At 38.6% G+C, this 16,187-nt stretch carries 13 protein-coding genes and 1 pseudogene; 13 read left to right on the forward strand and 1 reads right to left on the reverse strand.

The features are described from left to right. The 3 genes and pseudogenes from VIG73_RS05755 to VIG73_RS05765 form a co-directional block, all read left to right on the forward strand. A pseudogene (locus VIG73_RS05755) lies at positions 1 to 782 on the forward strand (HD domain-containing protein); the annotation flags it as partial. Position 783: 1 nt separating this feature from the next. Next, entirely contained in the window at positions 784 to 1,278 is a 495-nt protein-coding gene (locus tag VIG73_RS05760) for a YwgA family protein (RefSeq protein WP_331639886.1), read from the forward strand. 561 nt (positions 1,279 to 1,839) lie between these two features. Further along, positions 1,840 to 2,358, forward strand: a complete 519-nt coding sequence (locus VIG73_RS05765) for a YwhD family protein (RefSeq protein ID WP_331639889.1) — start codon at positions 1,840 to 1,842, stop codon at positions 2,356 to 2,358. Between the two features lie 183 nt (positions 2,359 to 2,541). Here VIG73_RS05765 and VIG73_RS05770 read toward each other — a convergent pair whose 3' ends face one another. Continuing rightward, positions 2,542 to 4,548: a PBP1A family penicillin-binding protein gene (locus VIG73_RS05770; protein ID WP_331639891.1), complete on the reverse strand. Its 2,007-nt coding sequence runs from the start codon at positions 4,546 to 4,548 to the stop codon at positions 2,542 to 2,544. 147 nt (positions 4,549 to 4,695) lie between these two features. Between VIG73_RS05770 and VIG73_RS05775 the strand changes: the two genes are divergently transcribed. From VIG73_RS05775 to VIG73_RS05820, 10 genes are all read left to right on the forward strand, one after another. After that, positions 4,696 to 5,115, forward strand: a complete 420-nt coding sequence (locus VIG73_RS05775; RefSeq protein WP_331639893.1) for a DUF1934 domain-containing protein — start codon at positions 4,696 to 4,698, stop codon at positions 5,113 to 5,115. A 214-nt stretch (positions 5,116 to 5,329) separates the two neighbouring features. Continuing rightward, the gene (locus VIG73_RS05780) at positions 5,330 to 7,405 is read left to right on the forward strand and encodes a heterodisulfide reductase-related iron-sulfur binding cluster (protein WP_414648375.1); all 2,076 of its coding nucleotides are present in this window, start codon (positions 5,330 to 5,332) and stop codon (positions 7,403 to 7,405) included. Between the two features lie 109 nt (positions 7,406 to 7,514). Then, on the forward strand, positions 7,515 to 8,702 hold the full coding sequence (locus VIG73_RS05785) for an acetyl-CoA C-acetyltransferase (protein WP_331639897.1): 1,188 nt from the start codon (positions 7,515 to 7,517) through the stop codon (positions 8,700 to 8,702). A gap of 24 nt (positions 8,703 to 8,726) precedes the next feature. Next, complete coding sequence (locus VIG73_RS05790) at positions 8,727 to 9,578, forward strand: 3-hydroxybutyryl-CoA dehydrogenase (protein WP_331639899.1); 852 nt, start codon at positions 8,727 to 8,729, stop codon at positions 9,576 to 9,578. 27 nt (positions 9,579 to 9,605) lie between these two features. Then, positions 9,606 to 10,745 carry an acyl-CoA dehydrogenase gene (locus VIG73_RS05795; RefSeq protein ID WP_331639900.1) on the forward strand — a complete coding sequence of 380 codons (1,140 nt, stop codon included), beginning with the start codon at positions 9,606 to 9,608 and terminating at the stop codon, positions 10,743 to 10,745. Positions 10,746 to 10,811: 66 nt separating this feature from the next. Next, positions 10,812 to 11,951, forward strand: a complete 1,140-nt coding sequence (locus tag VIG73_RS05800) for an acyl-CoA dehydrogenase (RefSeq protein ID WP_331639902.1) — start codon at positions 10,812 to 10,814, stop codon at positions 11,949 to 11,951. Between the two features lie 443 nt (positions 11,952 to 12,394). Beyond that, positions 12,395 to 13,015, forward strand: a complete 621-nt coding sequence (locus VIG73_RS05805) for a TetR/AcrR family transcriptional regulator (protein ID WP_331639904.1) — start codon at positions 12,395 to 12,397, stop codon at positions 13,013 to 13,015. A gap of 205 nt (positions 13,016 to 13,220) precedes the next feature. Continuing rightward, positions 13,221 to 13,763, forward strand: coding sequence for a DNA-directed RNA polymerase subunit delta (gene rpoE / locus VIG73_RS05810; protein WP_331639906.1), 543 nt, complete (start codon positions 13,221 to 13,223; stop codon positions 13,761 to 13,763). A 214-nt stretch (positions 13,764 to 13,977) separates the two neighbouring features. Continuing rightward, positions 13,978 to 15,558, forward strand: a complete 1,581-nt coding sequence (locus VIG73_RS05815; protein WP_331639908.1) for a CTP synthase — start codon at positions 13,978 to 13,980, stop codon at positions 15,556 to 15,558. A gap of 243 nt (positions 15,559 to 15,801) precedes the next feature. After that, entirely contained in the window at positions 15,802 to 16,173 is a 372-nt protein-coding gene (locus tag VIG73_RS05820; RefSeq protein WP_331639910.1) for a response regulator, read from the forward strand. The last annotated feature ends 14 nt before the right edge of the window (positions 16,174 to 16,187 follow it).

Raw genomic sequence — 16,187 nt, forward strand, 5'->3', positions numbered from 1 at the left:
TACAGCGTGACTCTTACTTTACCGGTGTCAGTTACGGTCATTTTGATATGGAACGGATCTTACGAGTGATGCGACCGATAGAAGACCAAGTTGTGATAAAGTCCACCGGTATGCATGCTGTAGAAGATTATATTATGAGTCGTTATCAAATGTATTGGCAAGTGTATTTTCACCCAGTCACGCGAAGTGCTGAAGTCATTTTGACAAAGATCTTTGATCGGACGAAGTATTTATACGAAAATGACTACCACTTTAAATTAAACCCGACACATTTTATTTCCTTTTTTAATAAGGAAGAAAATTTACAGGACTACTTAAATTTAGACGAAGCGATCGTCCATTACTATTTTCAAATGTGGCAGCATGAGGAAGACGATATCTTAAGTGATTTATGTGAACGATTTATCAATCGCCGCTTATTCAAATATGTCGAATTTGACCCGAATAAGATGATGAATACATGGGTTAAGCTCACGCAATTATTTAAAGATATCGGTATAGAACCAGAATATTATCTTGTTGTTGATTCTTCATCTGACTTACCGTACGATTTTTATCGACCGGGAGAGGAAGGCGAACGCTTACCAATCCATTTATTAATGCCAAACGGTGAATTACGAGAACTGTCACGTGAATCGGATGTTGTTGAGGCGATTTCAGGGAAAAAAAGGACGGATCATAAATTGTATTATCCACTCGACCGCTTAAAAAAGGCAAAGGAAAAGAACAGCGAAACGGTTCAAAAGATCATGAGAATTTTACAGGGTCAAGGAGATGTATAACATGTTGACAAATCATACAAAGATCATGCACTTTTTTTCCGTAGTAGGTAAAGTTACCGGGCGGAAAAAACTCCAAAAAATGATCTATATTTTACAGGCATGTGGTATACCATTTGAAGAAAAATATCACTTTCATTTTTACGGTCCCTATTCAGAAGAACTCTCCTTACGTATCGAAGAACTATGTAATCTCGGGTTTATCGAAGAAGAGAAGGAAGAGAAGAGCAATTATTTTCAATATCATTACCAAGTAACAGAACAGGGCGCCCAATTCTTGCAACAGTTCCAAACGGATATGCCAGATTTCAGTACACAAGCTCACCTTTTATTAAATAAAAGTTCACGCTTCCTTGAGCTTGTCGCAACGATGTTGTTTTTCAAAGATTTACCGAAAGAAGAAGTTGAACATAAAGTCCATCACGTCAAGCCGAAACAAAACTACAGCCCAGACGAATTTAAAGAAGCATGGGAATTAATTCATACGTTGAAACAATAAATAGACTGGCAAAATGAACTTTCCCTTTAAGTAGACAGAGGATAAAAATTAACTCTAGCGGTTTTAGCTCTTTATTCCAGAGGGCTAAGGCCGTTTTCATTTCTTGACACCTTTTATAAAATAGATTTACAATTGCCTTTCCGGAGTTTTCTAGCATTAATATGTGTTTTTTCTGGAATATCACATTGAATGAAGTGTTCAATGTAATGTAATCCATGTAAGATAGTTGCTATTAGTTCACATTGAAGCGTTCAAGTTATATAAATCATTAAAGTCATGATTAAGTCCATATAATTTTGTAAATGGATATAATCCACAAAAATGGCCATTTTTATGGATTATATCATGAAGAACAGAAAAATAAGAAAAAGACATTATTTAAACAAACATGATCCCGCCAAATCGTGATGTGAGTTATGTGGCTGACTCTAATTATATGGTCATTTTATGTGAGATGTCGTCCTAAAATAAAACGAGTTACTTTATTACACCGCTCATGTTAGAAACGATAATCTATGCTACAATAAAGCCAAGATGAAACATAAGAAGGAGGACCAACATATGAATTCAAATCAATCTTCTAATAAAAAGAACCGATTTACTATTATAAAAGATGACTCTGTTGATGGACACGGAGGTTATGGTGCGGGTTCAATTAGTTTAGAAAACATGTCATCTGTTATTGTCGACCCGAATGAAGAAAAGGCCTATCTTGATATGGATGCGATGCACGCACGTAGTGAAATTGAAAGACGTGTTAAATATATGCCGAACCGAGAAGACGTACCAAACCCAAAGAAATATTGGATTGTTTGGGTCACTGTTGAACAAGGTGAAAACGGTCCGTACTATGCAGGGGTGGCGGGCTGTGAGTTACTCGTTGATAAACCGAATAAACGAGCCTACAAATCAATGCCAGAACATGTTAAAAATATGGAAGCATCATTAAAAGGGAAAATAATTGTTGAGCATATGGATGACTTATCGAAGAAATTGCTCCGTGATTATTTAATTACATTTAATGGGGAATTTTGGCAACATTCATCAGATAAACTGAAAAAAGACTTAGGTCATGAATAATGTCATAAATTATTCATATTTCTTTTTAGAATCTCAAAGATAACGTCAAACCCTTGTACTTTTTAAAAGAAATTTGTAAAATATACAGTACATGGGCAATCTTGGATTACTAGGACAAATAGAAACCGACTCTGTTGTAGCTAGGACACTACAATTAGAGTCGGTTTCTATTTACGGAATGATTTAATCAAAGAATAAATCAAACCATTTTTTAAAGATCCCTTTTTCTTCATCCATTAAATCTCTTTCTTCATTCTGATGCCTATGCCTTGTACAATAGGACGTTGGTTCAGTTCCAATTTCAAAATACATGACGCGATTGGTTGGACAATCTGGTGTGGCGCGTCTACCAGTCACAGGGTCAATTGGAATTCCAATGACACCTTTTGGCGGCAGGAACGTACTCATCGGGATTGTAGCATGGGCCTTTTCCATAAATTGTGCCCATATTCTCTTAGCATATTGTTTCTCAGTTGGACGTGTTAACGGCTGATTATCATCATATCCAATCCAAACACCCGTTACTAACTCAGGGCTAAAGCCAATCATCCAACTATCAAATTCTGTTGTACCCGACTTTCCGGCATATGGTCTTGTTAATTGGTTCAGAATGGGCGTACCTGTAACAGGCATATAACCATCTAATTGCTCATCAAACATACCAGTCAATAACTCAGTTAAGATAAACGCCTTTTTCTTATCAAGTATGAGGTCTTTACTCGATGATTGGGTGTAAATAACGTTCCCATGTCGATCGGTAATTTTCTCAATTACATGACTGTTAATTTCATAGCCACCATTTCCCAGCATGCCATAAGCGGCCACCATTTCTTGTAATGAAACAGAAGCTGTTCCTAGGGCCAATGAAGGCACCGCTGGTAAGTCTTCCGTGATTCCGAATTGACGAGCTGTTTTAACTAACGTATCTTCTCCTAAGAAAAGGTGGGTTTTAACAGCATAAACATTATCAGAAAGTGCAATCGCCTGTGCTAGTGTGATTGGGTCATTGGCATAATATCCATTAAAATTTTGCGGTTTATACACATCATTTGCCGCAATATGAAATTCAGTCGGCTCACTTAATAAAGTTGTACTTGCGGTAAATCCATGTTCAAGTGCTGCATAATATAATAACGGTTTAAAAGTTGAACCAGTCATACGCTGTGACTGCGTCGCTCGATTAAATGAACTAGAGGTGAAATCACGTCCCCCAACTAATGCTTGAATCGCTCCAGTATGCGAATCCATAGCTAAAGCACCGACTTCAACATCACTTTCTGGATTAACTGTTTTAATCACTGTACTTTCAAGCTCTTCTTGTAGATGAGGATTGAACGTTGTATAAATACGGTAACCACCAGATTGAACGTCTTCGCGACTTAGTTTCAGAATAGATTGTGCTTCGCCTAATACCGCCTCTTGAAAATAACTCCGTGGAACAGGCTTCTTTGTTGTATTGACATAATGAAGTGTTTCATCTGTTGCCTCTAGATACGCCTCATGAGAGATAAAACCTTCCTTATACATCACTTGCAAGATGAGCTCCTGTCTTTGTTTTGCACGTTTTTCATCGTTAAATGGTGAGAAATAACTTGGTCCTTTTGGTACGCCAGCTAACATCGCCGCCTCAGCCAATGTTAATTCATCTGCCCCTTTATTAAAATACACCTGGCTAGCTGCCTCAATCCCATAAGCACCATGACCATAATAAATTGTATTTAAATAGCCTTCTAAAATTTCCTCCTTTGTATAAAACATTTCTAAACGGACAGAATAGATTGCTTCCTTTATCTTTCGTGCCCATGTTTTTTCATGTGTGAGGTATAGATTACGGGCATATTGTTGTGTTAATGTACTAGCACCTTCCTTTAAAGAACCCGCTCGAATATCTTTTAGAGCTGCTACAAAGATTCTCTTTAAATCAAAACCAAAATGGTTAAAAAAGTGCTGATCCTCAATCGCAATAGTTGCATGAATCACATCAAGAGACATCTCGTCTAAATGGACCCAATGACGATTGACATCGGCATAATCCTCTGCAAATTTATCACCAAATGTATCAAAATAGACCGTGTTTCTTTCACTATTAATAGGAGGTGGGCCTAAGAAATAGAGCACAATGAGACATAGGACCCCAAGCAAAAATAAACACGCTAAAACTTTTAATAAACGTCGAATATGAATTGTCATTGTTATAAACTCCGTTTGTAAAAAATTCATTATGTGGCTCTATTATGGGAAAAAATGCAAGGAAATAAACAAATAATCGAAAAAAATGAACGTTTTCGGTATAATAAATGAGAAGATTGTAGTTAAAAGTTGAATAGAGGCGATAAGATGGGGCAAACAATCACGATTACGCTGGATATGGTGATTGATGACTGTGGTCAAACCGAACAGACGACACTTAAAGAGACAGGGCAATATTTTCAGCGTAAAAACTTTGATGTTCTCATGTTTACAGAACATCATGATGAACAATCCGTTCAAACTCGAATGACGATTCATGCTGATTATGTCAATATTAAACGTTCCGGACATATCGAGATGAATCAACAATTTCGTTTGAAAAAATGGACAGAGAACGTGTATCAACATCCATATGGGACCATCCATATGGAAACATATACGAAAGCAATCATCTATCAACGCCCAGAAAATGCAAAACCTGGGTCATTAATTCTGGAATATGATGTTAAATTAAATGGACAAGATCCACGCCGACATCGCTTAGAAGTGACCCTTCATCCAGAATGAGCAGTAACCTAATCCATGAAAAAAGGCGCTGAACAGTAAGAATGTTGACTGAACAGTCGCTCATATTTTATAGTATAATATAAGCGCACAACAAAAAAGGACAAATCTATTAAACTAGATAAATGTAATCGGTGTCATTTTTTGTTACTATATTTAAGAGGGGGAGTATATGGTGAAGGGATTCTTGCTTGTAAATACACTCGTATTTATTGCCATGACCATTTATGCGATTTATCTATTCGCTAAGGTCGTTGCGACTCGGGTTAGCTACATTCGTTTGGGAAAGAAATCCGAGTTTGATGGCCAAGTAAAAGAGCGGTTAGGTAAAATATGGACAATCGTCTTTGGTCAATCAAAATTATTAAAAGATAAGAAATCGGGAATCATCCACGTGATGATGTTCTATGGTTTTATTCTCGTCCAATTTGGTGCGATTGATATGTTTGTAAAGGGATTGGCACCTGGTAAACATCTACCATTCGGGCCATTATATCCAGGGTTCACTTTTTTCCAAGAACTCGTTACATTGATGATTCTAGTTTCCGTCATGTGGGCATTCTATCGTCGCTACATTGAAAAGCTTGTCCGCCTAAAGCGGGGATTAAAGGCTGGTTTAGTTTTAATTTTTATTGGGACACTAATGCTATCTGTTCTTGCAGGAAATGGGATGCTCTTAATTTGGGAAGAACAAGCGTTGACATGGACCCAACCGGTTGCTAGTTTAGTAGCTTCAGCATTTAGCTGGCTATCACCAACAGCGGCTATGGTGTTGTTCTATGTCTTCTGGTGGATTCATACCATCACATTATTTGTGTTCCTAGTTTATGTGCCACAATCAAAACACGCGCACTTAATTGCAGCACCTATCAACGTATTCTTTAGTAAGCGTGTTCCAGGGAAATTGAAAAAGCTAGACTTCGATTTTGATGATGATGCAAGTGAAGATGAAATCTCATTTGGAGTCGGTAAAATAGAAGACTTTGAAGAATATCAATTAATAGACTTATATGCATGTGTTGAATGTGGTCGTTGTACATCGGTTTGTCCAGCGGCGACAACTGGTAAGATATTGTCACCGATGGATTTAATGCTGAAACTGCGCGATCATTTAACAGATAAAGGAGCTGCCATCACCGGAAAATCACCATGGGTTCCAGCTTATGCATTTTCGGGAACTGCTGGTAATGAGCTAGCTAACCAAAGTAGAGAAGAAGCAGTAGCTTCAATGGAAGGCATTAGCTTAATTGGTGATGTCATTACAGAAGAGGAATTAAATGCATGTACAACTTGCCGTAACTGTGAAGATGCATGTCCAGTGATGAACGAGCATGTTGATAAAATCATTGATTTACGTCGTTACCTCGTCATGACAGAAGGAAAGATGGACTCTGATATTCAGCGTGCGGTGATGAATATCGAACGTCAAGGTAACCCTTGGGGATTGTCGAAAAAAGACCGCATTAAATGGCGTGAGTTAGACGAATCTGTATACATTCCAACAATTAAAGAACTTAAAAAAGAAGGAAAAGACTTCGAATATTTATTCTGGGTCAGCTCAATGGGGGCATATGATAGCCGCAGCCAGAAAATTGCGCTTGCCTTTGCGAAACTAATGAATAAAGCAGGGATTAGCTTTGCAATATTAGGTAACCGCGAAGCGAACTCTGGTGATACGGCACGTCGAATTGGAAATGAATTTTTATTCCAAGAAATTGCTGAGAAAAATATTAAAGCATTTGAGAAAAACGGTGTCAAAAAAATCGTTACGATTGACCCACATGCTTACAATATCTTTAAAAATGAATATCCGGACTTTGGCTATGAAGCAGAGGTTGTTCACCATACACAAATGTTATACGACCTCGTGATGGATGGTAGATTAAAGCCAACTCGTTCAATTAATGAAAGATTAACCTATCATGATTCCTGTTATCTTGGTCGCTATAATGGCGTATATGATCCGCCACGTGAAATTCTCAAAGCGATTCCAGGTCTCGAATTAGTTGAAATGGACCGCACACGTGAAAATGGTATGTGCTGTGGTGCAGGTGGGGGCTTAATGTGGGCAGAAGAAACGACAGGTACACGGGTTAACGTGGCTCGAACTGAACAAGCTTTAGCTGTTGAGCCATCTGTCATCTCTAGTGCATGTCCATATTGTCTCACGATGTTAAGCGATGGTACAAAAGCGAAAGAAGTAGAAGAAGACATCAGTACAATGGACGTTGCTGAAATCCTAGCATTATCTGTATTTGAAGAAGAGGAAGAAGAAGCAAAAGTCACGGCTTAAGTTTTAAAATAGGAAGGCTCATACAATTCGTTTACGAACGCCTTCCTATTTAAAAAATATATCTACGATTGAACGTTCAATCGAAATAAGGAAAGGTAGGTCAACATTCATGACAAAGACAGTCATCGTATCTGGTGCGAGAACACCATTTGGAAAACTAGGGGGTAAACTGAAAGGGTTTACAGCATCAGAATTAGGGGGATTTGCGATTAAAGAAGCATTGGAGCGAGCAGGTATTGAAGGCTCTGATGTCGATGAGGTGATTCTGGGGAACGTCCTTCAAGGTGGTCAAGGACAGATCCCTTCACGTCAAGCAGCAAGACATGCCGGTATTCCTTGGGAAGTTAAAACGGAAACGATTAACAAAGTGTGTGCGTCTGGCATGCGCAGTGTCACAATGGCAGACCAATTCATTCGTCTTGGTGAAGAAGAAATCATTGTAGCCGGTGGAATGGAAAGTATGTCAAATGCACCTTTTGCATTACCTAATGCACGTTGGGGCTATCGAATGGGTGACCAAAAAGTGGTTGACTTAATGGTTCACGATGGCTTAACTTGTTCTTTTAATCAGGTGCATATGGGTAATTACGGCAACTTGACTGCAGAGGAATTAGATTTATCAAGAGAAGCACAAGATGAATGGTCATATCGTAGCCATCAGCGTGCGATTGAAGCGATTGAAACAGGTAAATTCAAAGAAGAAATTGTTCCAGTAGAAGTACCTGTTCGTAAACAAGACCCAATTTTAATGGAACATGATGAATCGCCACGTAAAGATACGAATCTAGAAGTATTAGGAAAACTCCGTCCGGTATTTGGACAAGGTGGAACAATTACAGCGGGTAATGCACCTGGAATAAATGATGGCGCTTCGGCATTTGTTTTAATGTCAGATAAAAAAGCTGAAGAATTGAACAAACAACCATTGGCAACCATTTTAGGACATGCAGAAGTGGCTGTAGAGGCGCAAGATTTCCCGAAGACACCAGGATACGTTATTAATAAACTACTAGAAAAAACAGGCTATAAGAAAGACGATATCGATTTATTTGAAATCAATGAAGCGTTTGCAGCTGTTTCATTAGCTTCTATGAAAATAGCTGATCTACCAGAAGAAAAAGTAAACGTTAACGGTGGTGCCGTTGCTCTTGGCCACCCAATTGGAGCAAGTGGTGCACGGATTATTTTAACATTGATTTATGAACTAAAACGCCGTGGCGGTGGTTTAGGAATTGCTGCTATTTGTAGTGGTGGTGGCCAAGGTGACGCTGTCTTAATTGAAGTACCTAAACAATAATCACACAAACTAGGGGGATACAACATGGAAATAAAAAAAGTAATGGTTGTTGGTGCAGGACAAATGGGATCAGGAATTGCCCAAGTATGCGCTCAATCAGGCTATGATGTTTTACTCAATGATATGAATAAAGATGCACTTGAAAAAGGGATGAATCGTATCGAAAAGCTACTATCCCGTTCTGTTGAAAAGGAACGCATGACAGCTGAAGACAAAGAAGCGACAATGAGCCGTCTAACACCTTCATCCGATTTAAGTGATGCGAAAGATTGCGATATCGTGATTGAAGCGGTTATTGAAGATATGAATATAAAACAATCCGTCTTCCAACAATTAGATAAAGTTGCACCACCACATGCAATCTTAGCATCAAATACATCATCTTTACCTATTACAGAAATTTGCGCTGTAACGAATCGACCTGAAAAAGTAATCGGAATGCATTTTATGAATCCGGTTCCAGTTATGAAATTAGTCGAGGTCATTCGTGGGTTACAAACAAGTGATGAAACATACAAAGCAGTCGAAGAGATGTCAAAGAAATTAAATAAGACATCTGTTGAAGTAAATGACTTCCCAGGTTTCGTCGCTAACCGTGTGTTAATGCCGATGATTAACGAAGCAATCTATACAGTATATGAAGGCGTTGCTTCTGTAGAAGACGTTGATACCGTTATGAAACTAGGTATGAACCACCCGATGGGTCCACTTACATTAGCAGACTTTATCGGCTTAGATACATGTCTATACATCATGGAAGTACTCCATGAAGGGTTAGGGGACAGTAAGTATCGTCCATGTCCATTGCTTAGAAAATATGTTAGTGCAGGTTGGTTAGGCCGTAAGTCAGGGCGTGGCTTTTACACATACGAATAATTTAATACGTGATATGGGGGATAATCAATGAACTTAAAATTTACAGAAGAACAAGAAATGATGCGCACAATGGTTCGGGATTTTGCTCAAAATGAAGTCGCAAAAGAAGTCGAACGTATGGAAGTTGAAGATCGCTTTCCTATTGAAGTCATTAAAAAAATGGGTGAGCTCGGATTAATGGGGATTCCGATTGATGAAAAATACGGTGGCAGTGGCATGGACTTCACATCGTATATTATTGCCATTCATGAGCTATCAAAAGTAAGTGCATCTGTCGGTGTTATCTTATCCGTTCATACATCAGTTGGAACGAATCCGATTCTTTACTTTGGAACAGAAGAACAAAAGCAGAAATATATCCCTAAATTAGCAAGTGGTGAATACATTGGCGCTTTTGCATTAACTGAGCCAAGTGCTGGATCAGATGCAGCAAGCCTCAGAACGACTGCAAAGCGAGATGGTGACGACTATATTTTAAATGGCTCCAAGATGTTTATTACAAATGGCGGCGTTGCACAAACATATGTTGTTTTTGCTCGTACAAATGAAGAAGAGCGCTCAAGAGGGATTAGTGCCTTTATTGTAGAGAAAGACACCCCAGGTCTCATTATCGGTAAGAAAGAGAAAAAGATGGGATTGCACGGCTCTAATACAGTCGAAATTAGCTTCGACAATTGTCGCGTCAGTAAAGAACAAATGCTTGGAGAAGAAGGCGAAGGATTTAAAATTGCGATGTCCAATTTAGACAGAGGTCGAGTTGGAATTGCTGCTCAAGCATTAGGTATTGCTGAAGCTTCTTTAGAACATGCGGTAGCATATGCTAAAGAACGTGAACAATTTGGTAAACCGATTGCCCACCAGCAAGGTCTATCTTTTAAACTTGCTGATATGGCAACTCAAGTCGAAGCAGCAAAGCTATTAACTTATCAAGCTGCTGAACTTGTAGGAAAAGGCCTTCCAGCTGGTAAACAAGCATCAATGGCTAAGATGTACTCAACGAAAACAGCTGTTAAAACAGCCATTGAAGCGGTTCAAGTATTTGGTGGCTACGGCTACACTGAAGATTACCCAGTTGAACGTTTCTTTAGAGATGCAAAAGTAACCGAAATATACGAAGGAACGAATGAAATTCAACGTCTCGTTATTGGGAAACATCTTTTAAAATAAGTGTCTGCAATGATATATTAGATACTGTAAGAACACATCTTTGAAAAGCAGAGAGGAGCATATTAAATGCAATTTCAACTAACAGAAGAACAAGAAATGTTACGTAAAATGGTACGGGATTTTGCTGAAAATGAAGTCGCACCAACAGCAGCGGAACGTGATGAAGAGGAACGCTTTGACCGCGAAATTTTTGATAAAATGGCTGAACTCGGGCTAACAGGTATTCCGTGGCCTGAAGAATATGGTGGGATCGGTTCGGATTATGTCAGCTATGTGATTGCTGTGGAAGAACTATCTCGCGTATGTGCATCAACTGGCGTTACATTGTCCGCACATTTATCACTTGCAAGCTGGCCGATTTATAAATACGGAAACGAAGAGCAAAAGAAAACCTTCCTTCATCGTTTAGCAACAGGACAAGCTATTGGAGCTTATGCCTTATCAGAGCCAGGGGCGGGTAGTGACGTTGTATCTATGCGCATGACAGCTAAAAAAGATGGCGACGACTACATTTTAAATGGAAATAAAGTATGGATTACTAACGGTGGGGTAGCAGATATTTATATCGTATTCGCCAAAACGGACCAAGATGCTCGCCATCGTGGTATTAGTGCATTTATTGTCGAAAAGGGTACAGAAGGCTTCTCGTTCGGTAAGAAAGAGAAGAAATTAGGTATTCGTTCATCTCCTACAACAGAGTTGATCTTTGAAAATTGCCGCATCCCGAAAGAGAATTTACTCGGTGAAGAAGGCGAAGGATTTAAAATTGCGATGTCCACATTAGATGGTGGTCGAAATGGAATCGCCGCACAAGCACTGGGTATTGCCCAAGGCGCCTTAGATGCATCCATCGCATATGCTAAAGAACGTGAACAGTTCGGAAAACCAATCGCTTATAATCAAGGGATTTCCTTTAAATTAGCTGATATGGCAACTGAAGTCGAAGCAGCACGACTATTAACTTATCAAGCGGCTTGGCTAGAATCAAATGGTTTACCTTACGGAAAAGAATCAGCTATGTCTAAGTTATTTGCAGGTGATGCAGCAATGAGAGTGACGACAGAAGCTGTACAAGTATTCGGTGGTTACGGATATACGAAAGATTATCCAGTTGAACGTTATATGCGTGATGCGAAAATTACGCAAATCTATGAAGGAACAAATGAAATTCAACGTCTTGTTATCGGTAGAATGATAACGAAATAAGTTGAAGATTAACATAAGAGGCATGTGTGGCAATTGCCATACATGCCTTTTTACTAAAGTAGACTTGGTTCAGATTGAGTTAAAACATTAAACCAATAAATAATATCAATTGACATATTATTTAAGGTCGTTACTAATTCATGGAAATTGTCCAAACCAAGTTACTTGAAACGGAGGGCTTACGACTCCTGGTCGGCAAAAAGCGGTCCCGTCCTAGGACCAACGCCGACACTAGCACGTCCTGTGCGTCGCGGGAAAGCATGAGTCTTGAGACCCCAGAACGAGTTTTTTGCGAGTGAGGAGGCTCAAGTCATGCCACGGAAAGCGTCCGCCTGCAGTGGAAAGTAACGGGGTGCACAGGCAGATATACCTTTTATGAATGAGTCAGATTGAAGTGGCGAAAAAAGTAACGCCTAAACATAGTATATGAGGGGGTTAGGGTCATGACAGACAAACAGATTCTTTCCTCGGTTAAAGATCGTCAACTTGTTGAAAAACGTCGTCAACAGATGATTAAAGCAGCCATCTCCCTATTTAAAGAAAAGGGATTTCATCGGACAACAACACGCGAAATCGCAAAGCAATCAGGGTTTAGTATTGGAACACTGTATGAATATATTCGGACGAAAGAGGATATTCTATTTCTTGTCTGTGATTCAATCTATGAACAAGTAAAACGGCGCCTCGAAGCAGTTATTGAGCTGCAGGTGCCAACAAATGACACATTAAGTCATGTGGTCAGAGCCTATTTTGAACTAATGGATGACATGCAAGATGAGGTCGTCGTTATGTATCAAGAAGTGAAGTCCCTACAAAAAGAATCCCGAGACTATGTCTTACAAAAAGAACGTGAAATGGTCGATATGTTTAAAGCCATGCTCTATAAATATTTACCGTATAAAATCTCGGAAACTGACGCAGAATTAGTAGCAAATAACATTTTTGTCAAAGGACAAATGTGGGGTTTTCGACGCTGGATGCTCCAAAAACAATTCACATTGGAAACATATATTGACCGTCAACTTCACTATTTAAGGAAGGCTCTCGCCGTTAAAGTGCCATAATGCACTCTCAAGGAGAAAAAGGAATTTAAAAAAGACTTGTCTATCTATTTTTTTAACATTTTTCAAAAAAACATTCAATATAATTTGATTATCATGTATGTTATAGTTTATACTTCATTAATGGAAAATAGAAACTACACATAAACAACGCTTTTTTAAATAGGCAAGTCGCCTTAATAACATGTGAAAAAGGGAGTGCAGTTTGATGACTTTGAAAGATGCTAGCCCGGACAAATTAAAGCATTTGTCAATGATTGATTTGGCTAACTTGTTATTAATGGATCAAAGGAAAGCATTAGATTTTAAAGAAATGTTTAACGAAATTAGTAAAATAAAAGGGTTTTCTAAAGCAGAGGAACTCGATAAATTAGCCCAATTCTACACAGATTTAAATACAGATGGACGTTTTATGACATTAGGCTCTAATGTGTGGGGATTAAAACGTTGGTACCCTGTCGATGAAATTGATGAGGAAATTAAAGTTAGACCGAAGAAAAAGAAAAAACGTCGCAAAGAAGACGACGATGATTTATTAGATGATGACATCGAATTAGACGATGATGATTTAGAACTTCTTGATGACGAAGAAGAGGACGATGAGACATATTCCGATGTACTCGAAGATGAAGATGACGATGAATTCACTAATATTGACGACAAGCTTGATGAAGACCTTGATGACGATCTTCTCGATGATGAAGAATTCGCTGACGAGGAATTTGATGAAGAGGAAGAAGATTTTAAGTAAGAGAACTTGACTTTTTTCTGGCAGATGGGTAGTATTTTTATTGGGCACGTTAAGTTCAATTAATAAGCGTTTCCCCTGTTTAATGGGGAGGCGCTTTTCTTATGAATAAGTATGTTAACTGATAGGGAGATTCCATACTTTTCACCATTTAAAGTATGTTTTAACAGTGCTTTTCCAAGATAAACTCTACAATTTTAGAAAGAGGGATGACTGGATGACTAAGTATATATTTGTCACAGGTGGTGTCGTTTCATCACTAGGAAAGGGCATCACGGCTGCCTCACTTGGCCGTTTATTAAAAAGCCGTGGATTAAAGGTAACATTACAAAAGTTTGACCCCTATATTAATGTGGACCCAGGAACGATGAGTCCATACCAGCATGGTGAAGTTTTTGTGACAGAAGACGGAAAAGAAGCAGATTTAGATTTAGGTCATTACGAACGTTTTATCGATATTAATTTGAATAAGTACAGTAATATTACAACAGGAAAAGTCTATTCATCAGTAATCCGCAAAGAACGTCGCGGAGAATTTGGGGGAGCAACGGTTCAAGTCATTCCACATATAACGAATGAAATAAAGGAGCAAGTTTTTCGTGCAGGTGAAGCGACAGAGGCTGATGTTGTCATTACAGAAATTGGCGGAACGGTTGGGGACATCGAATCCTTACCATTCTTAGAAGCGATTCGCCAAATAAAAAGTGACGTCGGTCGTGAGAGTGTCATGTATATTCATTGTACACTCGTTCCATTTATCCATGCAGCTGGTGAAATGAAGACAAAACCGACACAACATAGTGTGAAAGAATTACGCTCATTAGGTATCCAACCGGATGCAGTGGTTTTACGTACGGAACACCCAATTAGTAAAGAAAATAAGGAAAAGATTGCTCTGTTTTGTGATATCAACCTTAATGCTGTGATTGAAATGCAGGATCAAGAAAATTTATATCAGATTCCAGTTGAATTACAGAAGCAACAATTTGATCAACTAGTCTGTGATCATTTACATTTAACATGTGGTGAAGCTGATATGAAAGAATGGTCCCAGCTCATTGACAAAGTCAATCAGTTATCTAAAACAATCCATGTAGGTATAGTCGGCAAATATGTCGAACTTCCTGATGCATATCTTTCTGTCGTCGAAGCACTAAAACATGCAGGCTACGTCTATGGTGCTGATATTGAGATACATTGGATTAATTCCGAAACATTGGATCATAAAACAATCGATCAGGCGTTAGCTCATGTCGATGGGATCATCGTACCGAGTGGATTCGGTAAACGTGGTATTGAAGGGAAAATTGAAGCTATTCGCTACGCAAGAGTGAATCAGATTCCATTTTTCGGTATTGGTTTAGGTATGCAATTGGCTGCTGTTGAATTTGCCCGCCATGTACTTGGTTTAGATGATGCTCATACAACAGAAGTTAATCCAAGTACGTCGCACCCAATCGTAGATGTGATTGTAGATGATGAGAATGCTGGATTACGACTAGGAAACAGAACATGTCAACTAATCGACAATACAAAATCCAAAGCAGCTTATAACAATCAAGGTATCATCCATGAGCGCCACCGTCATCGCTTTATGTTAAATCAAGCTTATGTCGACAAGCTCCAAGAACATGGATTACTCGTTTCTGGTGTTAGTGTAGAAGACAAAATGGTGGAAATTATTGAATTAAAAGATCATCCATGGTTTGTCGCAAGTCAGTTCCATCCAGAATTCAAATCACGTCCAACTAGACCACAGGCTTTATTTTTAGGTTTTATTGGCGCGATATCAAAATAATTATGGGATTTCAGACTGTTTAATAGAATAAAAAAATCCTTTTATCGTTATAAAGAGATGACCCCTGTATCAGATGGGGGTCATCTCTTTTCTGTTATTCCTTTTAATATCATAAAGTAGTAGTGCATTTTGACTAAAATATAGAAATAAGTTCTGATTTAAAGGAATAATGAGATATTATGTAGAAGTAAACTAAATAAAGCCTTCATAAGAATGGAGAAATCATAGACGAGGGGGGACTATGTGGCGAAAAAAATCTTAATTGTAGACGATGAGGCGGGCATACGATTGTTACTTAAAGAAATACTAAAACAAGACGGTCATCATATCTGTCAAGCAAAAACAGGAAAAGAAGCCCTGGATAAAATGACAGCAGCCCCATTCGATTTATTAATCATTGATTATCATATACCTATATTAGATGGGGTAGCCGTCCTTCAGCAACTTCAAGAAAAAGGAATTCATCTTCCGTGTATTTTTATGACGGGTATGTTTGAGATGCTTGTCGACGAGTTAGAGGAAATGGATTTTGTGACCGGTATTATCGCTAAACCTTTTCATGTCCATGAATTACTAAAACTCGTACGTGGCACGCTTTGTGAGACGAAAAGCTAGTACGAAAGATACAG

This window comes from Cerasibacillus sp., assembly GCF_036516575.1.
Lineage (GTDB): Bacteria > Bacillota > Bacilli > Bacillales > Amphibacillaceae > Cerasibacillus.